At 41.3% G+C, this 23,969-nt stretch carries 20 protein-coding genes and 1 pseudogene; 9 read left to right on the top strand and 12 right to left on the bottom strand.

All coding sequences use genetic code 11. The annotated features are described in order from the left end of the window. Positions 1–66 precede the first annotated feature (66 nt). Positions 67–303 (top strand): IDEAL domain-containing protein, encoded by a 237-nt coding sequence (locus MKZ03_RS04985; RefSeq protein WP_008348804.1) that lies wholly within the window; start codon positions 67–69, stop codon positions 301–303. 56 nt (positions 304–359) lie between these two features. Here the strand turns inward: MKZ03_RS04985 and MKZ03_RS04980 are convergent, their stop codons facing one another. Further along, entirely contained in the window at positions 360–1,220 is an 861-nt protein-coding gene (locus tag MKZ03_RS04980) for an SDR family oxidoreductase (protein WP_060595936.1), read from the bottom strand. 145 nt (positions 1,221–1,365) lie between these two features. Between MKZ03_RS04980 and MKZ03_RS04975 the strand changes: the two genes are divergently transcribed. From MKZ03_RS04975 to MKZ03_RS04960, 5 genes and pseudogenes are all read left to right on the top strand, one after another. Continuing rightward, complete coding sequence (locus MKZ03_RS04975; protein WP_307499412.1) at positions 1,366–2,898, top strand: FAD-dependent oxidoreductase; 1,533 nt, start codon at positions 1,366–1,368, stop codon at positions 2,896–2,898. A 91-nt stretch (positions 2,899–2,989) separates the two neighbouring features. Then, a pseudogene (locus tag MKZ03_RS18985) lies at positions 2,990–3,529 on the top strand (protoglobin family protein); the annotation flags it as partial. Between the two features lie 144 nt (positions 3,530–3,673). After that, a complete protein-coding gene (locus MKZ03_RS18980; protein ID WP_404841025.1) occupies positions 3,674–4,285 on the top strand; it encodes a methyl-accepting chemotaxis protein in 612 nt (203 codons plus the stop codon). Between the two features lie 61 nt (positions 4,286–4,346). Then, positions 4,347–4,931 carry a histidine phosphatase family protein gene (locus MKZ03_RS04965; RefSeq protein WP_307499411.1) on the top strand — a complete coding sequence of 195 codons (585 nt, stop codon included), beginning with the start codon at positions 4,347–4,349 and terminating at the stop codon, positions 4,929–4,931. A gap of 386 nt (positions 4,932–5,317) precedes the next feature. Next, positions 5,318–6,463: a serine alkaline protease SapB gene (locus MKZ03_RS04960; RefSeq protein WP_060595933.1), complete on the top strand. Its 1,146-nt coding sequence runs from the start codon at positions 5,318–5,320 to the stop codon at positions 6,461–6,463. Positions 6,464–6,508: 45 nt separating this feature from the next. Here MKZ03_RS04960 and MKZ03_RS04955 read toward each other — a convergent pair whose 3' ends face one another. Continuing rightward, the gene (locus MKZ03_RS04955) at positions 6,509–7,792 is read right to left on the bottom strand and encodes a M48 family metallopeptidase (RefSeq protein ID WP_307499410.1); all 1,284 of its coding nucleotides are present in this window, start codon (positions 7,790–7,792) and stop codon (positions 6,509–6,511) included. A 177-nt stretch (positions 7,793–7,969) separates the two neighbouring features. Between MKZ03_RS04955 and MKZ03_RS04950 the strand changes: the two genes are divergently transcribed. Then, a complete protein-coding gene (locus tag MKZ03_RS04950) occupies positions 7,970–8,377 on the top strand; it encodes a sporulation protein (RefSeq protein WP_307499409.1) in 408 nt (135 codons plus the stop codon). Positions 8,378–8,495: 118 nt separating this feature from the next. Here the strand turns inward: MKZ03_RS04950 and MKZ03_RS04945 are convergent, their stop codons facing one another. The 3 genes from MKZ03_RS04945 to MKZ03_RS04935 form a co-directional block, all read right to left on the bottom strand. After that, positions 8,496–10,049, bottom strand: coding sequence for a fatty acid--CoA ligase family protein (locus MKZ03_RS04945; protein WP_106041495.1), 1,554 nt, complete (start codon positions 10,047–10,049; stop codon positions 8,496–8,498). Between the two features lie 171 nt (positions 10,050–10,220). Continuing rightward, positions 10,221–11,210 carry a lipoate--protein ligase gene (locus MKZ03_RS04940; RefSeq protein ID WP_341031141.1) on the bottom strand — a complete coding sequence of 330 codons (990 nt, stop codon included), beginning with the start codon at positions 11,208–11,210 and terminating at the stop codon, positions 10,221–10,223. A 2-nt stretch (positions 11,211–11,212) separates the two neighbouring features. Beyond that, complete coding sequence (locus MKZ03_RS04935) at positions 11,213–11,956, bottom strand: MBL fold metallo-hydrolase (protein ID WP_307500655.1); 744 nt, start codon at positions 11,954–11,956, stop codon at positions 11,213–11,215. 156 nt (positions 11,957–12,112) lie between these two features. Between MKZ03_RS04935 and yhfH the strand changes: the two genes are divergently transcribed. Both yhfH and MKZ03_RS04925 read left to right on the top strand, forming a co-directional pair. Next, on the top strand, positions 12,113–12,250 hold the full coding sequence (gene yhfH / locus MKZ03_RS04930) for a protein YhfH (RefSeq protein WP_008359029.1): 138 nt from the start codon (positions 12,113–12,115) through the stop codon (positions 12,248–12,250). Between the two features lie 339 nt (positions 12,251–12,589). Continuing rightward, positions 12,590–13,879, top strand: a complete 1,290-nt coding sequence (locus MKZ03_RS04925) for a cation:dicarboxylate symporter family transporter (RefSeq protein ID WP_034663550.1) — start codon at positions 12,590–12,592, stop codon at positions 13,877–13,879. Between the two features lie 33 nt (positions 13,880–13,912). Here MKZ03_RS04925 and MKZ03_RS04920 read toward each other — a convergent pair whose 3' ends face one another. The 7 genes from MKZ03_RS04920 to MKZ03_RS04890 all read right to left on the bottom strand — a co-directional run bounded on the left by MKZ03_RS04920 (position 13,913) and on the right by MKZ03_RS04890 (position 23,957). Next, positions 13,913–14,962, bottom strand: coding sequence for a M42 family metallopeptidase (locus MKZ03_RS04920; protein WP_034663552.1), 1,050 nt, complete (start codon positions 14,960–14,962; stop codon positions 13,913–13,915). A 143-nt stretch (positions 14,963–15,105) separates the two neighbouring features. Beyond that, positions 15,106–17,415 (bottom strand): YhgE/Pip domain-containing protein, encoded by a 2,310-nt coding sequence (locus MKZ03_RS04915; protein ID WP_340972258.1) that lies wholly within the window; start codon positions 17,413–17,415, stop codon positions 15,106–15,108. A gap of 64 nt (positions 17,416–17,479) precedes the next feature. Continuing rightward, positions 17,480–18,058 (bottom strand): TetR/AcrR family transcriptional regulator, encoded by a 579-nt coding sequence (locus MKZ03_RS04910; protein WP_034620016.1) that lies wholly within the window; start codon positions 18,056–18,058, stop codon positions 17,480–17,482. Between the two features lie 174 nt (positions 18,059–18,232). Next, on the bottom strand, positions 18,233–19,645 hold the full coding sequence (gene hemY / locus MKZ03_RS04905) for a protoporphyrinogen oxidase (RefSeq protein ID WP_341031137.1): 1,413 nt from the start codon (positions 19,643–19,645) through the stop codon (positions 18,233–18,235). Between the two features lie 22 nt (positions 19,646–19,667). Beyond that, positions 19,668–20,606 (bottom strand): ferrochelatase, encoded by a 939-nt coding sequence (gene hemH, locus MKZ03_RS04900; RefSeq protein WP_034663560.1) that lies wholly within the window; start codon positions 20,604–20,606, stop codon positions 19,668–19,670. 32 nt (positions 20,607–20,638) lie between these two features. After that, positions 20,639–21,697, bottom strand: coding sequence for a uroporphyrinogen decarboxylase (hemE, locus tag MKZ03_RS04895; protein ID WP_341031134.1), 1,059 nt, complete (start codon positions 21,695–21,697; stop codon positions 20,639–20,641). Between the two features lie 124 nt (positions 21,698–21,821). Then, positions 21,822–23,957 carry a transglycosylase domain-containing protein gene (locus MKZ03_RS04890; RefSeq protein WP_341031133.1) on the bottom strand — a complete coding sequence of 712 codons (2,136 nt, stop codon included), beginning with the start codon at positions 23,955–23,957 and terminating at the stop codon, positions 21,822–21,824. Positions 23,958–23,969: the final 12 nt, after the last annotated feature.

Here is a 23,969-nt window from a genome sequence, read left to right as displayed (position 1 = left end):
TAAATTCTTGTTGATTTTTTCTCCGCCAATCCATATACTATAAAAAAGGCATCGGGGGGATTCTTTATGAAAGAGAAAAAAACGTATGCTGAGCTCATGAAGTCCCGCAACACCCAAAAAACCGAAGAAAATGGCGTCACTATTTTAGACATCTATATTCAAATGGTTTTAGATGAGGCGCTTTATAAACAGCGCTTAACCTTCCTTAGAGAAGAGATTGATAAGGCACTGGATCAGCGTGATGAAAAGCGATTCAACGACCTGTCAGCTCAATATGCAGAACACTGCTTACATCAATCATGATGATTTTACTTGCGGCAAAGAGACAGCAACTCGTCTCTTTACCGCAAGTTTTTTGTTTATCCATTTAAAATGGTTCCGCCATTTACATGCAGGATTTGTCCATTCATATAAGAGGAGTCTTCGCTCGCTAAAAATAAATAGCTCGGCGCAAGCTCTACTGGCTCACCAGGACGTTCCATTGGAACATCTCCGCCAAATTCTGAGACTTCCTTTTCCGTAAAGGTCGATGGAATGAGCGGTGTCCAAATAGGCCCTGGGGCTACCCCATTCACTCTAATCCCCTGTTTAATGAGCGATAAAGATAATGATCTCGTAAATGTCACGACTGCCCCTTTTGTAGATGAATAGTCGATCAAGGTTTCATGCCCTTTATAGGCTGTAACAGATGTGGTATTAATGATACTGCTTCCTTTCTTTAAATGAGGAAGAACCGCTTTTGTTAAATAAAACATGGCAAAAATATTCGTTTGAAATGTTCGAAGAAGCTGATGCGAGGTAATCTGTTCAATGCTTTTTTGCGGATGCTGTTCCCCGGCGTTGTTCACCAAAATATCGATGGAACCGAAAGCATCTTTCGTTTTTTTGACCACCTCGTTTGAAAACGCCTCATCTCCTAAATCACCTGCAATTAAAATGGCGCGGCCTCCCGCCTTTTCAATATAGTCCTTCGTTTCCTCTGCATCGCGGTGTTCACTCAAGTAAACAATGGCGACATTGGCTCCTTCCTTCGCAAACAAGACCGAAACTGCTCTTCCGATCCCGCTGTCTCCACCTGTCACAATGGCTGTTTTCCCTGCTAACTTTTTATCCGGCACCTCTCGATCAAAAACAGGTCTAGGGTTCATTTTATATTCCAGACCTGGACGTTCATTTTGATGCTGAGGCGGCAATGTTTTCTTCGGCTGCTTTGTTGACACGTCTGTCCACTCCTTCCTTTTATCTTGTTTATTTTTATGTGTTGGCTATTTTTTTATGTATGTCAAACTAGTTTCCTTACGAATGTATGATTTTCATCATTGTGGAAAAATTATACACAACAAGTCACTAACTGGAGGCGACAACATGAAACAAGAACATAAAGGATCGGAACAGGCAAAATCGTTATGGATAGCAGAAAGTCAGAAGCATTCTTTTCCTGCTGTACATGAGGATCTCACAGCAGATGTCATCATTGTTGGCGGCGGTATTACCGGTATCGCTACTGCGTTTGAAATGATAGAGCGCGGGCTGGATGTCATCCTCATTGATGCCGATCAACTGCTGCAAGGTACGACCGGACATACGACAGCTAAGATTACCTCACAGCACGATGTGTACTACCATGAGCTGATTCAGCAAATTGGCATGCCCAAAGCTCGATTGTATGTAGAAGCAAACGAGAAAGCAAAAGAGCTGATTCAAACTCGTGTCAAAGAGTACGACATCGATTGTCAGCTAGAAGTCAAAGATGCGTACCTTTATACAAAGGAAGAAAGCGGTGTAAAAAAGTTAAAGAAGGAATTAGATGCCTACAAACAGCTTGGAATTGACCGAGAATGGAAAACAGCGCTTCCTTTTGATGCTGACATCAAAGCTGCCCTAGCAATGACGCAGCAGGCACAGTTTCATCCCCTTCATTATCTAAATGCACTAATCGACCAGCTCCTAGAGCGAGGTGTACGTATTTTTGAACAGACTACCGCTGTTGACGTGAAAGAAGGAAACCGCCCTGCTGTCGTCACAAAAGACGGCCATCACCTGACAGGACGCTATATCATTTCCTGTTCGCACTTTCCTTTTTATGATGGGAAAGGACTTTATTTCACGCGAATTCACCCAGAGCAATCTTATGTGGTAGCAGCCAAAACAACGAAGCCGCTCCCAGACGGGATGTATTTAGGAATCGACCAGCCTGCTCATTCTTTAAGAACCGCAGAATGGCATGGTGAGGAAGTGGTTCTCATCGGAGGAGAAGGCCATAAAACTGGACAAGGCGGGGATGAATCTGCTCACTATGAAGGATTAGAAAGGTTTGGAGACGCCACCCTTGGAATTGAAGAGGTGCTGTATCGCTGGTCGACACACGATATGGTCACAATGGATCAAATCCCTTACATTGGCCGCCTGACCAAACACCACCAAAATATCTTCGTTGCGACCGGTTTTAGAAAATGGGGCATGACGACAAGCCATGTCGCTGCCACTCTTATCGGTGATTTAATTGAGGGAAAATCGAATCCATACGAATCGATTTTTACGCCATCAAGACCTGTTTCTGACTCTTTCGTCAAAGATTTTATTAAAGAAAACAGCAATGTCGCTGCCAAGCTGATCAGTGGTAAATTAAAACGAACCGATCAAACAATTGATGATTTAAAGCCAGGCGAAGGCGGCATTGTATCTTACGAACATAAAAAATGCGGCGCCTTTAAATCAGAGGACGGGAATATCTTTCTTGTGGATACAACGTGTACTCACCTAGGCTGTGAAGTCGCTTGGAATAATAGCGACCGCACTTGGGATTGCCCGTGTCACGGTTCACGTTTTTCCATTACTGGAGAGGTAGTAGAAGGCCCAGCAAAGAAACCACTAAAAAGGTCTTATAAAGAACAGTAAAATTTTACTGTTTCCCTTTAAAAAATCCAATATTATCCGATAAATAATATAAAGTCTGATAATTTGTGATAATTATGGGGGGACCAAAACATTGTTATTTAAAAAAGAGACGAAAAGAAAAAACACTGCTTTTTTCACACAGCAGGATGATGGGATAAAACGAATCAACTTTTTAAACAATACGGATATCGCGAAACAAATCAAAATGATAGACCTGACGCAGCATGACCTCTTTATTCTAAAACAGCTCAATCCAATTGTTCAGGAGGATATTGCACATATCGTTGATAAATTTTATAAAAATTTAGAAGTCGAATCTTCCTTGATGCATATCATTCAAGATAATAGTTCTGTTGAACGTTTGAAAAAAACACTCCGCATTCATATTAGTGAAATGTTTGCAGGTGTGGTTGATGAAGCCTATGTGGCAAAACGAATTAAAATTGCGCAAGTTCATTTACGGATTGGCCTCCAGCCTAAATGGTATATGGCAGCATTCCAGGATCTTCTGCTATCGATTATGGATTTATTTGCTCAGCATATCCAAGATTTCAAAGAATATCAGACAGCAGTCAAAGCGACGACGAAAATCTTAAATTTAGAGCAGCAGCTTGTCCTGGATACATTCCAAAATGAATATTCTAAAATTCGTGATGAAGCAGAACAGCAGCAGCAGGAGCTTCATACAAAAATCACAGAAACATCAAATTCGCTTGCTTCTCTCTTCTCAAACACAACAAATGCAGTGGACAAGCTTGTATCAAAATCTGATGAGATGGCGGACATGTCGCAAGCTGGAACGCAAATTTCAGCACAGGTCGAGGAAAAATCGATCGGCGGTAAAAAAGAATTAGAAATTCAACAAACACAAATGAACCAAATTGATGGCAGCATGACAAAGATTGAAACAGAAATTAAGCGTTTAGAAGAAATCGCCAAACAGATTGAACAAATCTTTGGGATTGTCACAGGCATTGCAGAGCAGACGAATTTGTTATCTTTAAATGCCTCAATCGAATCTGCACGAGCTGGTGAACATGGTAAAGGCTTTGCTGTCGTCGCAAACGAGGTTCGTAAATTGTCAGAGGACACAAAGAAAACGGTTTCAACCGTGTCTGAACTCGTCAACAATACCAATTCACAAATCTCCATTGTGTCTCAGCACATTGGGGACGTGAATTTACTCGTGACAGACAGTAAAGAAAAAATGACTCAAATCAATTCGCTCTTCGATGATATCGTCAGCAGCATGAACTTAAGTAAAAACCAAAATGGAAAAATTGAAATCGACCTTCAAACATTCCTTAACGAATTGAAGGAAGTCAAACAAACGGTGTCCCAAGTTGCCAGCTCAGTCGAATCCTTAACAAGTCTCACAAATCGCTGATCCAGTCTTTTTTCTTCTGCTTTAGTATAATAGAAGAAAAGATAGAAAAGGCGGGATTTGCTTGACAACAATTTGCCTAGTCAGACACGGGGAAACAGATTGGAATGCAGCGAAACGAATTCAAGGGCGAACAGATATCCCTTTAAACGACACTGGTAAATGGCAGGCTGAACAAACGGGACTTTACTTAAAGAATGCCCATTGGGATGTTGTCATTTCCAGTCCACTCACAAGGGCAAAAGAAACGGCTCACTTGATTTTAAAACATGTAGATGCGCCTCTTGTCATCATGGATGATTTCATTGAACGTGATTATGGTGACGCTGAAGGCATGTCGTTTGAGGAGCGCCAAAAGCTGTTTCCAGATAAACAGTATCCAAACATGGAGCCGCTTGAGGCGATTCAAGATCGAATGGTAGAAGGCATTGAGAAAGTCAGAGCAGCCTATCCAAATCAACAAGTCCTGATCGTGGCACACGGCGCTGCTATCCATGCTTTACTTACCACCTTAGCGGATGAACATCTGGGTCTAGAGAACACGAGACTTGTCAATGCTTGCTTAAATTATATGGAATGGAAAGATGGTGAATGGAAGGTCCTTGATTACAACGTGGTCAGCCATTTAACTCAATACTCCCCTTCTTAAAGAACCTGTTATTGTAACAGGTTCTTTTTAAATGACAAAAACAAAAAAAATAATATTTTTTTATATCGAAATTCGAAATAGATGCTAGACGCTTCTACCTATTTTAAGGCTTTTCGGGTATCGAATATTTGTCCGAAAATGGATCATAAGAAAAAAAGCACACTTCCTTTCTAATAGATAACCGCTGAAACAGTAGAACAAACATATTTTCCCAACGTTTCCAAGTGACTTAATTCCCCAATTTTCGCTAGGACTTTCACAAAAATTCGGGTCTACTCTTATTTGCCTACTTCCCTTAAACTGAATATACAGAATAATCAAACGAATCATTCTTATAGACTACGAATGATTATTCTGAAATAAGAAAAAAGGGATGTGGATTGTGCGTGAAAAAGAAAAATGTAATGACAAGTGTTTTATTGGCTGTCCCTCTTCTGTTTTCAGCAGGGTTTGGAGGCTCCATGGCAAATGCCGAGACGGTCTCAAAGTCAGATAGTGAAAAGAGCTATATTGTTGGCTTTAAAGCCTCTGCCACCACAAACAGCTCTAAGAAACAAGCCGTCACTCAAAATGGCGGAAAACTAGAAAAGCAATATCGTCTTATTAATGCCGCACAAGTAAAGATGTCCGAACAAGCCGCAAAAAAACTTGAACATGACCCTAGCATTGCTTACGTAGAAGAAGACCACAAAGCAGAAGCATATGCACAAACCGTCCCTTATGGAATCCCTCAAATCAAAGCTCCAGCTGTACACGCTCAAGGTTATAAAGGTGCTAATGTCAAAGTAGCTGTCCTTGATACTGGAATCCACGCTGCACATCCTGACTTAAATGTTGCAGGCGGTGCCAGCTTCGTCCCTTCAGAGCCAAATGCCACCCAAGACTTTCAATCACATGGAACTCACGTAGCCGGAACCATTGCTGCCCTTGATAACACAATTGGTGTTCTTGGGGTCGCTCCAAGTGCTTCCCTATATGCTGTTAAAGTATTAGACCGCAATGGCGACGGACAATACAGCTGGATCATTAGCGGTATTGAATGGGCTGTAGCCAATAACATGGATGTCATCAATATGAGCTTAGGTGGACCAAACGGTTCAACAGCGCTTAAAAATGCCGTTGATACAGCAAATAACCGCGGAGTCGTTGTTGTGGCGGCCGCAGGTAATTCAGGTTCCACTGGCTCTACAAGTACAGTTGGCTATCCAGCAAAATATGATTCTACAATTGCCGTTGCCAATGTAAACAGCAGCAATGTCAGAAACTCGTCTTCCAGCGCAGGTCCTGAATTAGATGTTTCTGCACCTGGTACTTCTATTTTAAGTACAGTACCAAGCAGTGGATACACATCTTATACTGGAACTTCTATGGCGTCTCCTCATGTAGCAGGAGCAGCAGCGCTTATTCTTTCTAAAAATCCGAACCTATCAAATTCACAGGTTCGCCAGCGCTTAGAAAACACGGCAACACCGCTTGGTAACTCCTTCTATTACGGAAAAGGGTTAATCAACGCTCAAGCGGCTTCTAACTAAACAAGCGCGAATAAAATCCGGCTGATCCAGCCGGATTTTATTTGTTTATTGCTTCCTCGACGTTTCCTCTTTTTCCGCTGCATTTTCCATCTCCATGATTCTCTCCATCATGGTTGGGTGTCCATAGCGGAAGACCTTCACTAAAAGCGGTGGATTCACCTGAGACAGCCCTGATTTTGCAAGCTTTTGAAAAGACGTCACCCCTGCCTCTCCGTCTTTTGTCAGGTTTACCGCATATTCGTCAGCTGCTCGTTCTTGATGTCTTGAAACTGCATTTGTAAAAGGTGAAGCTGCAAATGACAGCATCGATACGATAATGAGAAGAAGCGGAAGAGCAGCGATGTCGTTTGACAGCCTCAGCCGAAATGGAACTGCTCCCTTTTGATAAAAATAAAAATAGAGACGGTCGATCGCAAAAAATCCGGCAAGTGACAGCACTAGATATCCTGCTAATCCTATATAGACATGCTTCATGACGTAATGTCCCATTTCATGTGCCATAATAAATAAAATTTCGCGATCTTTCAGCTTTTGCAGTGTCGTATCCCATAACACAATACGCTTATTTTCACCAATCCCTGTGACGTAAGCATTCATTGTATTCGTTTTCTCAGACATATTGACCTCATATACATGATCTGCTGGGATATGTGCTTTGTCTGCAAGCGTTAAGATCTTGTTCTCAAGAGCTTGATCCTTTAGTGGATAAAAATTGTTATATAACGGATCAATGACGACCGGCTGTATAAAGAAGAGAAATAGCGTGAAGGGGACTGTCAAACACCAAGCATACAGCCACCAACGCTTTCTTCTTTTTTGAATGAGCCAAAAGAATACAATAGCACATAGAGCAAGAAGTGGATATTGAATCCAGAAATCCAGTATTTGATCTTTAAACCAGCTTGCCGTACTTTGAGCAGATACTCCGTAGTGCAAAGACAGCTGATAGCCAATCCACTTAATGGGCAATGAAATCAGCATTGTCAAAAGCGACAGCACAAACACATATACAAGTTTGCTTAAAAATGTGAAACGAGCTGCTGCCAGGCTCCAGTCTGCTATTTTTCGTGAAAACCCTGAAATGAGCAGAAGAAAAAAAACATACCAATCTAATGGAATTGTCATGAAATACAGCAAATTACGTATGTTCGAGAAATTCTCGCTGATGGCAAGTTCATGGCTTGTCATAAAGGTATGCGGATCTGCACTTGTTCCTTTTACACTTTCAGGAACCGATGAATCCCCAAATAGAAACAAATAAGAATAAATAAAAAGACCGTACAATATGTAAGCTACCGTTGCAAGAGCTACCCATTTACGTACTCGCACTGGTCAGCCTCCTTTCCATCCCTCTCTCTATTCTAATCAACCATTTTTTTGTTTAGAACCTGTCTCATGTGGCTCCATCATAGCATGCCCCATCTGAAAAAGCTTTCGCGAAAAAAATGATTATGCTACTCGAAAATCGGAGATGCTACATATAAAACAGAGAGTTGGAGGATTAAAATGAAGAAAATCCTTGCAGGAGTTGTGATCTTTGGACTTTTACTCATTACCTTCTTTTATGTGTTCAGCCGGACGAGCGAAATCTTTGATGAGAATCGAGCAGAAAAATTGCTGCTTTCACCTGCAAACGAGTCCATATCTTATGAAATAGATGATAAGGACACAGTAGAAGATTTAATAGAAGAATTAAACAAAGGCAAACAAACAAGCAATCATCTTAAGAAAAATTTAAAGGAACCAGATTATATCGCCAAGGTGATGTACGGCCGAACAAACGGCACCACCTTTCAGCTCTGGACGAGCCGTTCACAGGTCGTTTTTTTAGTAGATGGCACTTATTATGAACTGAATCAAAAACAGTCTAATTCTTTTCAGAAACAGTTAAAAGAAGCGATTCAAAAGGGCTAAAATGATCTTTATTTTAGCCCTTTGTCTTCTTTTCAGCGTGATAGAAAACCTTTTCAGACCTGAATGCGAGGGTTTGTCTACACGCTGAGGGAGCCTCCTCATAAGAGACTCCCTTTTTTTATTTACTTTCCTCTGCTTGATACTTTTCCTTTAGTGCTCTTCTTAAAATTTTACCTGTTGTGTTCTTTGGAATATCATCTATGAAATGGATCGTTTGGGGCTGCTTATATTTCGCTAAAAAGCGTGAACAATGTGTGATGATGTCTTCTTGATCGATGTGAGCATGTTTCTTAGGGGAAATGTAACAGACGACAGCTTCTCCGGTGTTCGGATCTGGCACACCGATGACGACGGCTTCTGCTACAGCTTCATGTTGATAAAGTACTTCTTCTACTTCTCTTGGATAAACATTATACCCGCCAACGAGAATCATATCTTTTTTCCGGTCGACAATATAAATGTATCCTTCTTCATCTCTTCTCGCTAAATCACCGGTATACAGCCAGCCGCCTCTTAGTGCAGCTTCAGTATCTTCTGGCATTTGATAATAGCCTTTCATAATGTTTGGTCCTTTTGCTATCAGCTCTCCGACTTCATTTGGACCGACTTCTTCTCCCAGTTCATTCACGATCTTATTCTTCACATTCATAATGTCGGTCCCAACTGAACCGGGTTTTCTTTTTCCATCAAGAGGATTGAATGCAGTTACTGGGGAAGCCTCTGATAATCCGTAGCCCTCCAGCACCGTGACACCAAATTTTTTCTCAAAACCGTGAAGTAAGGCAACAGGCATTGAGGCACCGCCAGATATACAAATCCTAACTGAGGACATCGCTTCCTCGTGCCCTTCCTGACGGTACAAATAGTTATACATAGTCGGAACACCAACAAATAACGTTGGCTTCTCTTTTTCCATCATACGCAAAAGCTCCGATGGGCTGAAATGCGGCATGACATAAATGGTCGCGCCATGAATCAATGGTGCATTCATACAAACCGTTAAACAAAATACGTGGAACATCGGCAAAGCGGCAATGACCTTGTCCTTTTCATCAATGGATAGGTACTCAGCGACGTCTCTGGCATTTGAATAAAGGTTGAAATGAGTCAGCATCGCACCCTTTGGTTTTCCTGTCGTGCCAGATGTAAATAGAATAACTGCCGTATCGTCCTGATGAATAGAAGGATGCACGTTCTCTTTCGCATGACCAGACACAAGCTTTCCAAAGAAGACAAGACGATCAGATACTTCCTTAAAACTTGATCTGCATGCAGATTCATTTTCTGCACAAATAATCACCCGTTCAATAGACGGAAGCTGTTCGTACACCTGCTCGTACACTGGCAGTAGCTGTTCAGGGGCAACAATCCCTTTTACATCACCTGTAATCAGCATATAGCCAATTTCACTAGGTGTGTATGTTGGATTGACTGGTACTACGACAAGTCCTGCCTTTAAGGCACCAAAAAAAGAAATGACAAAATGCGGTGAATTTCCTAAAATAAGCGCGATATGATCCCCAGCTTGAAACCCTTCGTTGACTATTCCATCTGCAAATCGCTCGATACTTGTCATCAGCTCTCGATAGGTCCACTTATTTCCTTCAAAGATCAATGCGATATTTTCTCCTTTCGTCATCGCCGTCTGTTCTAGATTTTTGATCAAATCCATTCTCCCACCCCTTACATGTCATCAATGAATGAATAGCCATTCATTTTATGGCCAAACATTCCTCCTTTCTATTATAATAGACAATCGAAAAAATCCACAAGATCAAATGTGAATCGCTTTCATTTCTTTCAATCAAAAAAGCACCGCTATCTCTAGCCGTGCTTGTCCCTTTTAATAAATCAAATCAAGAAAATCCTCTTTTGATACGTTGCCGAAGTAGTGGCGCATATCCATATCTTCTAATACGCCGCTGATCGTTTTGCGATCATATTGCTGCCCAATGAGTCTTTTTTCAATATCAGCAATATCCCCTACACCAAAGAAATCACCAAAGATTTTGCAGTCTTGGATGATGCCTTTTTTCACTTCTAATCGAAGATCAATGGAGCCTGCTGAGAATCTTTTAGAATGCTGTAAATTAAATTTCGGTGAACGGCCGTAGTTCCATTCCCATTTTTGATATCGATCCCGGGAAATCTCGTGAATCTTTTCCCAATCCTTCTCAGTCAATTGATATTGAGGGACATCCCCATTCGTATCGAAAATGTAGCTTAAAAGAATTTTTCTAAATTCTTCTGTTGTCATCTTTTGATCCATCAATTCACTAATATTGGCAACTCTGCTTCTAATGGATTTAATGCCTTTTGATTCAATCTTTTCTTTTTTCACATTTAAAGCCGAAACGACATGTTCGATTTCTGAATCAAATAGCAGCGTGCCATGGCTGAAAATACGTCCTCTTGTAGCAAACTGGGCATTTCCAGAAATTTTCCGTCCATCTGCCATGATGTCATTTCTCCCGCTTAATTCCGCTTTGACACCAAGCTTTTCAAGCGCTTTGATGACTGGCTCGGTGAACTTTTTGAAGTTATGGAAGCTGTCCCCATCGTCTTTTGTGATAAAGCTGAAGTTTAAGTTTCCTTTGTCATGATAAACTGCGCCACCACCAGACAGGCGGCGGACAATTTTGATGCCGTTGTCTTCCACATACTTCGTATTGATTTCTTCGATTGTATTTTGGTTCTTTCCAATAATAATCGACGGCTGATTGATGTAAAACAGCAAATACGTTTCTTCAGGATCTAAATATTTTAAGCAATACTCTTCTATTGCCAAATTAATCATTGGATCATAATGTTGTTCGTTATTGATAAACAGCATTTCTATCTTCCTTCCTTGTTCCATCTAAGCCCTGAATGGGCAAGCTGTATATTGCCAGTATATAACGCCTGTGCTTCATTGACTAGGTCTTTATGACGGCCAAAATGGGGCAGATGCGTGATGATGAGTTCGCCAACATTTGCTTCCCTTGCAAGCTTGCCCGCCTCTGTACTGTTCATATGTCCTGCACCCGATCCGTCCTGTCCAGCGTAAAAATTGCTTTCAGCAATCAGTAAATCTGCATCCTTGCTAAATGGGATAAATGCGTCCTGATAACTTGAGTCTGCTGTATACACCACCACAGCATCCCCTGCCTGAATTCTCATAGCATAGCATTCTGCCGGATGAACCGTTTTCAAAAAATCAATTTGAAATGGACCAATTTGAATACCCTCTTCTGGCTGATAAGCCTCTGCCTTAGTATGTACATCATCCGCAAGTCGCCCAAATGCTTTTTGATCACCCGTATGTCCATAGATCGGAAGCGGACCGCTGCTTTTTCCTAAATGATATCCCACTAGCTTCGCATATTGGAGTGGTCCGATATCCGCAATATGATCGTGGTGATAATGAGAAAGGAGAACAGCATCTAGTTCTTCTATATCAATGTATTGCTGCAGTTTGGAAAGAACACCGCTCCCGCAGTCTACAAGCAGACGAAAGCCATCTGATTCAAAAAGGTACCCTGACGTCGCTTCACCAGCGGCCGGAAACCCTCCGTAGCATCCAATGACAGTTAATTTCATCGTCATTTTTCCCTCCTTTTCTAAAAATCCCCTTCTTACAATATACCCATTTTTCATGAAAAAAGCATTCTTCTTGCCTATTGTTACAAAACAGATTGACAATTATTAATCTGTTATAATACAATAATAGCAACAAAACGTATAGGAGGATGACAAATGCTAGGAAAAATCACTGAGTTTTTTAGAAATTTGCCCTCAAAGAAATGCACAAAATGTGGAAATGATTTAATGGAACAACACGAGTGTTACGGTAATGAATGTGAGGAATGCTCACAAGTAAGTTATCTTAAATAAGGTAAAAAATTGAATTAAAAAGCACTTTTTTCCTCCATCGTCAGTTGGAGTCAAAAGTGCTTTTTATTTTTTCTGAAAAATAGGTAAAAAGGTAAAACCCCTGTCCTAAAAGGGTTTTTTAGTATTTTTATATGATGAGTTTTAGTTCTGAAGACACTTTTTATTGACTTGAATCAATAAAGGAGGTTCTAAATGTTCATTTTTTCAAACAATTTTGTATTTTCTTAATATAATTTAATCGTGGACGAGCCTCTTTAATTTTAGTTATACTTTAATTCATATATTAAAACTTAATATGATGGGAATATTCCTTTAATGAATATGTTAGGGAGGAAATCTATGAAAAAATTAAAATTTGGATTAGCTACACAAATCCTAATCGGTCTTATTCTCGGTGTCGTTGTTGGGGCAATCTTTTTCGGTAACCCAGGCGTTGAGACTTATTTAAAACCAATTGGAGACTTCTTCTTAAGACTCATTAAGATGATTGTTATACCAATTGTCGTATCTAGCTTAATTTTAGGTGTTGCAGGTGCCGGTGATGGTAAAAAAGTAGGGAAACTTGGTTTTAGAACTATTCTTTATTTTGAAATTATCACAACATTTGCGATTATTCTTGGTCTTGCGCTTGCAAACTTTGTTCAACCTGGTGCAGGCGTTGACTTTGGAAATACGGAAAAACAAGATATTAGCCAGTATGTTGAAACGGAAAAAGAGCAAAGCAGCAAATCAGTTGCTGATACGTTCCTTCATATCGTTCCAACGAACTTCTTCCAATCATTGGCGGAAGGTGATTTGCTTGCGATTATTTTCTTCACTGTGTTATTTGCTCTTGGCGTTTCAGCCATTGGTGAACGCGGCAAACCAGTGCTCGCCTTCTTCGAAGGTGTATCACACGCCATGTTCCATGTCGTCAATGTTGTGATGAAAGCTGCACCATTTGGTGTCTTCGCACTCATTGGTGTGACTGTATCAAAATTTGGTCTTGAATCTCTTATTTCATTAGGTAAGCTTGTAGGTCTTGTTTATTTTGCGCTCGCTCTCTTCCTTATCGTTGTATTCGGAATTATTGGAAAGATGATTGGCGTCAATATTTTCAGATTTCTTGCTTACATGAAAGACGAAATGCTTCTTGCCTTTAGTACATCCAGCTCTGAAACAGTTTTACCAAGAGTCATGGATAAAATGGAGCGCATTGGATGTCCGAAGGGAATTGTTTCTTTCGTTATCCCAATCGGTTATACGTTTAACCTAGACGGCTCCGTACTGTATCAAGCTATTGCGGCGCTTTTCCTTGCACAGGTATATGGCATTGACCTCACGATCGTCCAGCAGCTCACACTTGTTCTTGTACTGATGGTGACATCTAAAGGAATGGCTGCCGTTCCTGGCACTTCCTTTGTTGTATTACTCGCAACATTAGGAACGATCGGTGTACCTGCTGAAGGTCTTGCATTTATTGCAGGTGTGGATCGTATCATGGATATGGCGCGAACAGTTGTTAACTTAACAGGAAATGCACTTGCAGCTGTTGTGATGTCTAAATGGGAAGGTCAATATGACCCTGAAAAAGGACATCGCGTGATGACTGGACAAGAAGTACCTGAACCGACACAGCTTTCAAGCTAACGAAAAAGAACCCCATCTATCGGGGTTCTTTTTTTATGCCGTGATTAATTCTGATTGAACATAGTGATAAAGGAGATTCGCTGTATGGACGAGAGAATCTTCATGTGTTCGTTCAAATGCATGCGAGGAATCTATGCCAGGACCAATCAGTCCATGAATGATATCATACCCTGCTCTAATGGCTGCTGATGCATCAGAGCCGTAATAAGGGTAAATATCTAGACGGTAATCAATATTGTTCTCCTCTGCTAATGCGGCTAAATGCTTGCGTAATCCATAATGATAAGGACCGCTTGAGTCCTTCACACAAATAGACACACTGTATTCATCTGTTGATTGACCATCGCCGATAGCTCCCATATCGACAGCGAGGTATTCCACCGTTTCTTCTGGAATATTGGAATTTCCACCGTAGCCAATCTCTTCATTATTGGAAATTAAGAAGTGCGTCGTATGCGGCAATGTGATGTTTTCCTTTTGAATGCGGTGGATGAGTCGCAGCAAGAGCGCCACACTTGCCTTGTCATCAAGGTGTCTTGATTTAATAAAACCTGAAGACGTCACTTCCACTCTAGGATCAAATGAGATAAAGTCCCCTACTTGAATGCCAAGTGCTTTGACATCGTCTGCATTTTGCACCTTTTCATCGAGTCGGATCTCCATATTCTCTTGGTTTCGTTTTGCTTTTCCCGCATCCGCATAGACATGAACTGACGTTTGATGCATGAGAATGGTTCCTGTGTATGTATGGCCTGAAGCGGTTTCAATTTCACAGTATTCACCTTCGATTGAGTTATACTGAAAGCCTCCAATGAGTGCAAGACGAAGCCGTCCATTTGATTTAATCTCCTTTACCATCGCACCAAGCGTATCGACATGTGCTGTCAGCATGCGGTGTTCCTTATCATCGGTTCCTTTAATAGTGGCAATTAAGCCGCCCTTTCGATTTCGTTTTGTCTCAATATTTACATCCTGTAAAAAGCGTTCAACAAAGCCAATCACCTTTTCTGTATTCCCTGACGGACTTGGGATCGATACGAGCTTTTGAATCAGCTGAACGGTTTCGTTTACTTCAGTTGTCATTCGGCATTTCCTCCTTTGTCTGAAAGCAATTCCTTCCATGTATGCCTTTTATAGCATCTCTTCTTAAAATATATCGCTTCGGGTTCAAGAAGTCTAATTTCAAATCAAAAATCCTTCCTCTATCAAGAGAAAGGATTCATTGATTAAGCTTCGTCTTGTTTCATTTTTCTTACGTTCCAAGCAAAGTATGCGGTTGTTGCCGCCATCATGATGATCGCAACTGTTCCAAGAATCGCTGCTTGGTGCCATAAATAGCTGTCATCACCGCTTGCAATGATCGTTCTAAATCCATTGATTGTATATGTCATTGGAAGCAGACTATGAATGACTTGGAAGAATTTCGGCACAAGCTCAAGCGGGAATGTACCAGCACTTGCTGCGAGCTGAAGAACTAAGATAATGACGGCAATGAAGCGTCCTGGGTTCCCCATTGTTGTGGCTAGCAGCTGAATAATCGCTAAGAATGTCAGACTGACGACGATCGCAAAGAGATAGAAGCGCCAGAGACTTTCCACCTCAAGACCAAGCCCAAAGATGAGCATAGTACTTGCAATGACTGCTTGCAGGATACCGACAAGCAAAAGCACGCTATATTTGCTGACAAACCATTCAAACGCATTTCTAGGGCGTCCAGCAGGGTCTTTCATTGGGAATACAACGGTGAGCATTAGAGCCCCAACAAAGAGTCCCATGGATAAAATATAAGGCGTGAGCCCTGTTCCATAATTATCAATCTTTTTCGCTGTATCGTTTTCTGTTTTAACAGGGCTTGCAATCATATTGTAATTGTCTTGATTTGCATCAATTTCACCTGTTTCATCAGCAGCGCTTTTCAATTTATTGGACAGTTTACCTGTACCGCTCTTTAAATCTCCCAATCCTTTATCAAGCGATTTTGAGCCTTCGGCAAGCTTAGATGTATTGCTTTGGATATTTGTTGAACCACTTTCTAGCTTATTTAACGCTGCGCTAAGCTGACTTGATCCACTTGCAAGCTTATCCGCTCCGCTTTTCGCCGTATCAAGCTTTCCATTTGCTGTTTGCAGGCCATCTTGTAATTGGCCTTGACCTGTTTGAAGCTTCAATGCACCTTGATACAATTTATTCGTACCAGATGTCATTTGGTCGATCGCATTTTGTATCGCGACTGTAGACGTGTACAGCTGTTCTGTTTTCTTTGGCAGCTGTTTGACTTGCTGCAGCTGAGCTTTTGCAGATGCAACCGCAGACTGTACCTCACTTGCATCAGGCAGTTCCTGCAAGGCCGCTAAGCTTTGTTCGAGTCCAGACAGATCAGGCAGTTCGATTTTAGGCAGACTGTTCAGCTGATCCATTGCCGCCTTTTTCTCTTCATCTGTCATGGAGCTGTTTTGGATAATGCTTTTTACTTTAGCATCTCGATTTGATAATGCTTCTTTTAATGAAGCAAGTTTTGTACTGAACGTTTTTGCGTCTTTTTTCACCTGATCGAGTTTAGGCGCCATCTTTTCAAGATTCGCTAATTCTGGTGACGATAAGACTTTTTCTACTGCTGTAATTTTTTCTGAAAAGGATTGTGCTTTATTGTTTAGCTGCTCAATGCCCGCTGTGAATTGCGGCATTTTAGAAGCGAGCTGCTGATGTCCTTCACGGCTTGTGTTTAATCCTTCGGTTAATGTATCAATTCCTGTACCAAGATCTCCAAATTTCTGATCAATGGTTTGATAGCCTGTTAAGAGCTGACCGAGCCCACTGTCTAGAGACTGTATGCCTGTGTTCAGTTCACCCATTTTCCCTGCGAACTGATGAACACCTTCGCTATAGGTTAACGTACCTTCAGCCAATTTGGCTAAGTTGTCTTTTAACTTTGTACTGCCATCTTTTGCGCTTTTTGTTCCGTCATCAATTTTCTTCGCGCCATCGCTTGCTTGATCTAATCCTTTTGCAATCGTTTTGAAGTTATCAAAGATGACCTCGGCGTAATTTTTTGTGACTTCCTTTGAAACCGAATCTTTTAATTTGATAATGGCATTATTCGCAATTTGTGACGCCGCATAGTTTGCGCCTGGATTCGTATAATATTTCAGATTCGATTTTTTCGGATGTTTATCTAACACTGTACTTGCATTTTTCGAGAAGTCTTTTGGTATTTCCACAACGAGATAATAATCCTCGTTATTTAATCCCTTTACGGCCTTCTCTTCACTATCGACAAAATTCCATTTGAAATTATCGTTTTTCTTTAATTCCTTCACTAAATCATCGCCGACATGAAGGGTTTTCCCGTCATAATGACTGCCTTCATCCAAGTTAACAACCGCTACAGGCAGTTGATCAACTGTACCATATGGATCCCAATATGCTTTTAAAAATACACCACTGTAAATCAGCGGAATAAATAAGACAGCTAAAATCGGGATCAGTAGTTTTTTGCTCGTTACAATGTCTTTCCATTGATTCCGAATTAAATTCATTGCTGTTTTCCTCCCATAGATGAATGACTAAATATAAAATTTGGTCATATGAACTCAAAAAAAATTATGTTGTTGCAGATAGTCCTTTTAAGACATAAAGCTCCAGCGATTCGGCTACCTCTTCTTTTGTTAAAGGCTCGTATCGCTTTTCCCAATCAAAAATCAGTGCAATATATAATTTCACCATCACAAATGCAGTCAATTCAGGATCACAAGGCTTAATGTCGCCTTTATCCATCGCTTCTTGTACTTTCATTTTGATATAGCGAATGATCATCTGCTCCATCTTTTCGATCATTTCCTTGACCGCTGACGTGCCAAGCTCCGCATTTTCCTGAAAAATCTTAATTGTGAGCTGGTGGTTTTTTCGAAATTCTAAAATTGCAAAGAGTGCTAAGTGAAGGTTTTCAGAGAAACTATTCTTCTCATCAATCGCCTCATCCGCAATTTTCCTCATCTCTAGTAAAAGGGATGTGAAAATTTCATCGAACAACTCTTCTTTGTTTTTGAAAAATGTATAAATGGTACCTTTCCCGACGTTGGCAAGCTTCGCCACGAGGTCCATTGTGGTCGCTTTATACCCGAATTGAGTAAATGCCTTCGTCGCACCATCTAAAATCATTTGTCTCCTATCAACACTCATGATCTCACTCCCGAAATGACTATTTGAACGTTTTGGTCATTAAGTACAGAAAGTAATATACCATATCCCTTTCCCCGGATGCAACAACTTTGTTCACATTTATGATTCCCAACTCTTTTCGAATGATTCGAACATGAAAAACTCCCTTTCCATGACAGAAAAGGGAGTTGTTTTTTATGAAAATAGATACGATACAGCTTCTGAGATGGCGGCTTTTCCTTGATCAATACAATCAGGGATTCCAACACCTTCAAAAGCAGCACCTGTGATATAAACACCAGGATATGATTGCTTAAACGTTTCTCGCATGTTCGAAATAGCTTTTTGATGACCGACGTGATATTGCGGCATACTGGTCTTCCAGCGAGTCACTGTCGTCAATTCTGGATCTGCTTTAATATCCATGATTCTCTTTAAATCTTCAAGCACGATGCTGACGATTTGACTGTCTGACTGCTCGACAATCGATTCGTCGCCAGCTTTTCCGACGTACGCACGCAATAGCGTTTTTCCTTTCGGAGCTGTATGCGGCCATTTTTTGTTTGTCCATGTACAGGCCGTAATAGAGAAATCACTGTTTCTTGAGATGACAAAACCAGTGCCGTCATATTCATTATGAACATCCTCTTCTTTAAAACCGAGTGCTACCGTTGCAACAGAAGTAGAGGTCATGTTATGCAAATACTCAAGCCCTGCTTCTTGAGGAAACATGGAATAGATCGATTGATGCGGAGTCGTGATAATGGCTGAATCGGCAAAAAGCGTTTGACCGCTGTCTAATTGCACACCATAGCCTTCCTCTGTTTTTTCAATCTGCTTCACTTTTGTCCCTTTATACACCGTTGTCAGCTTGAGCTTACTTTCTACTGCTTCCACAAGCGACTGCAGTCCTTGATTGATCGTTTGGAACTGTCCTTGTTTTTTCGCAGTCACTTGCTGTGCTTTCGCATGCTGCTGTGATTTTTTCATCCCAAGAATCAAACTGCGATGCTGCTGTTCTGTTTGATAAAATTGCGGGAAGGTGGACATTAAGCTCAGGCGGTCAATATCCCCTGCGTAAATGCCTGATAGAAGCGGCTCGATTAAATTCTCAACGACCTCATCACCCACACGTCTTCTAAAAAATTCACCAAGCGACTGATCTTCGGTCTGCTTGCTTTTTGGCAACACGAAATCCATCGCCGCTCTCGCTTTTCCCGCAACTGAAAAAAGACCCGTTGTAATAAATGGGCTGATTTGAGTTGGAATACCCATCACAGCACCCTTTGGCATCGGATGAAGGGTTTCGTTGACTAGTACATACGCTTGCCCAGTTTCATTATTGACGAGCTGATCGGACAAACCGACATCCTTAGCCAGCTGCGGTCCACTGACCTTTCTTTCTAAAAATGAATCAGGTCCACGTTCGATGATGTAGCCGTCTTTATATAATGTTTGTATTTTTCCACCTAGCCTAGGGCTCGCTTCAATAAGAGATATTTGAATCGGAAGACCTTTTTCTTCGACTTCCTTTTCCAAATAGAAGGCGGCGGCTAAACCAGTGATGCCACCGCCAATGATGACAAGGTGTTTTTGATTGTCATGCATAGGATCGCCTTCTTTTATATGATTACTTGCTTTCGTCAAGCTTCTTTAATACGACTGTTGCCAGAGCATCAATAAATGCTGGTTTCGCATTTGGCATTTCTGGACGATAGTAGGCTGCACCAATTTCATCTGTCACGACTTTACATTCATAATCGTTGTCGTATAACACTTCAAGATGATCAGCGACAAAACCAACAGGCACATACACGAATGTTTGATAGCCTTTTTGTTCAAATAAATCCCGCGTTAAGTCTTGCACGTCTGGTCCAAGCCATGGATCCGGCGTGTTGCCTTCACTTTGCCAGCCAATTTCATAGTGTTCAATTCCCGCACCTTCCGCAATCATTTTGGCCGATTGTGCGAGCTGATCAGGATAAGGATCTCCTGCTGCAATAATTTTTTCAGGCAGACTGTGTGCAGACACAATAAGTACCGCGGAATCTCGTTCCTCTTGACTCATTGATGCATACGTATCCTTCACTTGTTTCACCCAATAGTCCACAAACTTCGGTTCATCGTACCAGCTTTCAACAGACGTAATCTGTAAATTGCCCAGCTTGTCTGCCTCATCTTGTGCACGTTTGTTATACGATTTCACACTAAAGGTTGAGAAATGCGGCGCAAGAACGATACTCACAGCTTCTGTAATGCCGTCCTTGTGCATTTCAGCAACTGCATCCTCAATGAAAGGCTCGATATGTTTTAAGCCAATGTAGACATGAAATTCAATGTCGTCTTGAATGTCATTCAAGTGCTCACACAAACCATTTGCCTGCTGCTCTGTAATTTTTGATAAAGGAGAAATACCGCCGATTGCCTTGTAGCGATCCTTTAAATCTTGCAGCATTTCTGGCTCCGGCTTTCTGCCTCTACGAATATGTGTATAATAACGCTCAATGTCTTCTTCTTTATATGGGGTGCCATATGCCATGACAAGAAGCCCCATTTTCTTTTTCTCCACAACCAACACTCCTTCAGATCATTTGAAATAGTTTAGATGGATGTTTTTTTATGTTTAGCTGAATAGTCGTGAATAAAATCGGTCAGCTTCTTTAACGTATCTGGTGAAACATCTGGAAATACCCCATGACCTAAGTTAAAGATGAAGTGATCTGATTTCATCCCTTGATCTAAAATATCTTTTGCTCTCTCTTCAATGACTTCCCAAGGAGAAAGTAAGATCGTTGGATCAAGATTCCCTTGTAACGTTTTTGCGAGCCCTTCTTTTCGAGCTTCGTCTACACTCATACGCCAATCCAGTCCAACGACATCTAGCGGCAGGTCATGCCAATCTTTCACCAGATGGCTTGCCCCAACTCCGTACATGATCATTGGTACATTTTCACTCTTCAACTCTGTGAAAATTCGCTGCATGACAGGTTTAATGAATGTCCGGTAATCTGCTGCATTTAAAGCACCAACCCATGAGTCAAAGATTTGAAACGCACTGATCCCTGCTTTTACCTGCGCACGTATGTACGTGATCGTCATATCAGCTAATTTGTTCATGAGCAGCATCCATGTCTCAGGCTCACTGTACATCAGCGCTTTTGTTTTATGATAGTTTTTAGATGGGCCGCCTTCAATCATATAGCTTGCCATCGTAAATGGTGCACCGGCAAAACCAATGAGCGGTACATTCAGCTGCTCCTTCGTTAAAAGCTGAATGGTATCAAGCACATATGGCAGGTCTTCTTCAGGATGAAGTGCCCCAAGACGTTCAATATCTGCTTTTGTCCGAATCGGTGAATCAATCACAGGTCCAATTCCATTTTTAATTTCAACGTCCACTCCAATAGCCGGAAGCGGGGTCATAATATCTTTATATAAAATAGACGCATCTACACCATATTGTTCTACAGGAAGTCTTGTTACATAAGCACATAACTCTGGCTGATGCGTAATTTCAAATAGCCCATATTTTTCTTTAAGGGCACGATATTCAGGCTGTGAGCGTCCTGCCTGTCTCATATACCAAACTGGTACATGGTCTGTTTTTTCCCCTTTGCACGCCTTTAAGAACGTGTCATTAAAAGCCTTCGTTTTTCCCATTACCTTTCATTCCACCTTTCGCCTTACACGCTCTTTGTATAAGGCTCAAACACTGCTTTTACTATACCGCTTTTTCAAGGCACGGTATACTAAAGCGGCTCAATGTTCAAAAAATCGCCGAATATTAACGTCCAAAAGCCTCTGGCTTGACATACGGGCTGCCTTCTCCTTCTTCTTGCGTTTGGGTATTATATGGAACCACCTTATACTCCGCATCTGAAAACACATTGGCATACGGCATTGTGTAGCTATTTGTGCCTGTCACTGAATCGATCAGCGTCTCGTTTCCATTTCTCTTTTCATAAATACGGTATTCAACCCGTTTATCCTCCTGCTTGTCCCAAGACAGCTCTAATGTAAACAATCCTTTGATTTTAAACGCATAGCGGGCTTCAAATCCTGAAAGTCCCTCTAAATGGATTGGCGATTGAAGTTCTTTAATCCCCTCTGGTTTTTCAAACGTTTCATTGGTGATTTGGGCTGTCGTTAAAATATCTTTAAACAGCTGCACTGGGTATTGACTGCCGCCAGTTAAATAGTGACTGTTATCGGTTTTGTCATACCCCATCCAGATGGCACCTGTTGTACTTGGCGTATAGCCGGCAAACCAAGCATCTTTTGTTGCACCTTTCACACCTGAATATGTGGTCGTGCCTGTTTTACCTGCTAAATCTCCAGCATATGAACCGCTCTGGGCTGTTCCGCCTTTGACGACTTGTTGCAGCATTCTTGTCATATCCCAAGCATTCTGAACGCTAAACACTCGTTCTGACTTACTGTGATTCTTCTCTACCGTTTCTCCATCATCATTGGTGATTTTCTGAATGAAGAAAGGCTTTTTATATACGCCTTCATTTGCAAATGTGTGGAAAGCTCCAGCGATTTGAAGTGGAGAAACCCCTTTTTCTAAGCCGCCAAGTGCCATGGCAAGTCCTTTATCCGAAATCTCCATTCCCATTTTCTCGAGATATGATTTCGAGGTATCAATACCAAGCTCGCTTAATGTCCACACCGCAGCTGTATTCTTACTTTTCATGAGCGCATCCACCATTGTGACCCTGCCTTCATACTGCCCATCGTAATTCTTTGGTGAATAGCCGTCATAGCTTTTTTCTTTGTCTTCAAGCAGGGAATAAGGTCTGAATTTTTTCTCCTGCATTGCCGGACCATATACCGCGATCGGCTTGAAAACAGATCCAGGCTGTCTAACAGCGGTAACCCTGTTATAGCCCCTTGCTTGATATTCTCGTCCTCCAATCGCTGCTTTTACTCCGCCAGACTCGTTATCAATAAAGACGGCGCTGCTTTCAGGAGAACCGCTTTTTCCCGGGAAATAACGGTTGTTTTTCATCGCATCGTAGGCGACCTTTTGCAGATTCATATCGATTGGAACTGTAATGGTATAACCGCCTTGAAGCAATTGTTCATGTGAAATGGCATACTCTGACTCTGCTTCCTTAATGATGAGATCGACATAGCTGTCTACCCAAGGCGTTTCTGATTTCTTTTTCAAATGAATGCCTAGTGTTCTCCCTTTTGCTTCTACTGTTTCTGTTGATGATAAATATCCTTGCTCATTCATTAAATTAAGGATGGTGTCCCGCCTTTGTTTATTTTTATCAGGGTGTAAAACAGGCGAGTAAGTAGACGGCGCTTTTGGCATCGCAGCGAGTGTAGCCCCTTCGCTGACAGTTAAATCTTTCACATCTTTACTAAAGTAATAATTGGCTGCTGCCTGAATACCGTAGACGCCATGACCGAAGTAAAGCTGATTCAGATACATCTCGAGCAGTTTATCCTTTGAATAATCTCTTTCTAAATTAATGGCAATAATGACTTCTTTTGTTTTACGAAGAAAGGTTTTGTCATTTGTGAGAAAAATATTTTTTGCGAGCTGCTGAGTGATTGTACTGCCGCCCTCTACCTTTCCTCCTGCTAATATATCTCGATAAACCGCCCTTGAAATTGACTGTGCATCAATTCCATGATGCTCATAAAATCGTTTGTCCTCGACAGCCACAAAAGCTTTCGCTACTTTATCAGGTACCTCCTTTAATGAGACAGGGTCCCGATTTTCTGAATACATACTTGTAAGTTCTTTTCCATTCTGATCAATGATTTGGGATGAAGCATGAAAAACAAGCTTCTTTTCATCTATGACATAATGTCCTAAAAATAAAATGGTCAGATAGCCAATAAATGAAAGTACGATGGTACTTCCTGCAATGACTAATGGAATGATTATCTTCTTTTTCTTCAAATTAGGTCACCT

Origin of the sequence: Bacillus sp. FSL R5-0431, from assembly GCF_038002985.1 — a bacterium.
In the GTDB taxonomy this organism is placed as follows: Bacteria; Bacillota; Bacilli; order Bacillales; family Bacillaceae; genus Bacillus.
The sequence above is the reverse complement of the archived record's forward strand: the minus strand, read 5'-3'. Positions and strand labels throughout refer to the sequence as shown.

Excerpts from the sequence above, each read along its gene's own strand:
- MKZ03_RS04925 (WP_034663550.1), top strand. The coding sequence starts at position 12,590 with ATGAAAAAATTAAAATTTGGATTAGCTACACAAATCCTAATCGGTCTT.
- MKZ03_RS04910 (WP_034620016.1), bottom strand. The coding sequence starts at position 18,058 with ATGAGTGTTGATAGGAGACAAATGATTTTAGATGGTGCGACGAAGGCA.
- MKZ03_RS04950 (WP_307499409.1), top strand. The coding sequence starts at position 7,970 with ATGAAGAAAATCCTTGCAGGAGTTGTGATCTTTGGACTTTTACTCATT.
- hemE (WP_341031134.1), bottom strand. The coding sequence starts at position 21,697 with ATGGGAAAAACGAAGGCTTTTAATGACACGTTCTTAAAGGCGTGCAAA.
- MKZ03_RS04920 (WP_034663552.1), bottom strand. The coding sequence starts at position 14,962 with ATGACAACTGAAGTAAACGAAACCGTTCAGCTGATTCAAAAGCTCGTA.
- MKZ03_RS04915 (WP_340972258.1), bottom strand. The coding sequence starts at position 17,415 with ATGAATTTAATTCGGAATCAATGGAAAGACATTGTAACGAGCAAAAAA.
- MKZ03_RS04985 (WP_008348804.1), top strand. The coding sequence starts at position 67 with ATGAAAGAGAAAAAAACGTATGCTGAGCTCATGAAGTCCCGCAACACC.
- MKZ03_RS04945 (WP_106041495.1), bottom strand. The coding sequence starts at position 10,049 with ATGGATTTGATCAAAAATCTAGAACAGACGGCGATGACGAAAGGAGAA.
- MKZ03_RS04975 (WP_307499412.1), top strand. The coding sequence starts at position 1,366 with ATGAAACAAGAACATAAAGGATCGGAACAGGCAAAATCGTTATGGATA.
- MKZ03_RS04935 (WP_307500655.1), bottom strand. The coding sequence starts at position 11,956 with ATGAAATTAACTGTCATTGGATGCTACGGAGGGTTTCCGGCCGCTGGT.
- yhfH (WP_008359029.1), top strand. The coding sequence starts at position 12,113 with ATGCTAGGAAAAATCACTGAGTTTTTTAGAAATTTGCCCTCAAAGAAA.
- hemY (WP_341031137.1), bottom strand. The coding sequence starts at position 19,645 with ATGCATGACAATCAAAAACACCTTGTCATCATTGGCGGTGGCATCACT.
- MKZ03_RS18980 (WP_404841025.1), top strand. The coding sequence starts at position 3,674 with ATGGCGGACATGTCGCAAGCTGGAACGCAAATTTCAGCACAGGTCGAG.
- MKZ03_RS04940 (WP_341031141.1), bottom strand. The coding sequence starts at position 11,210 with ATGCTGTTTATCAATAACGAACAACATTATGATCCAATGATTAATTTG.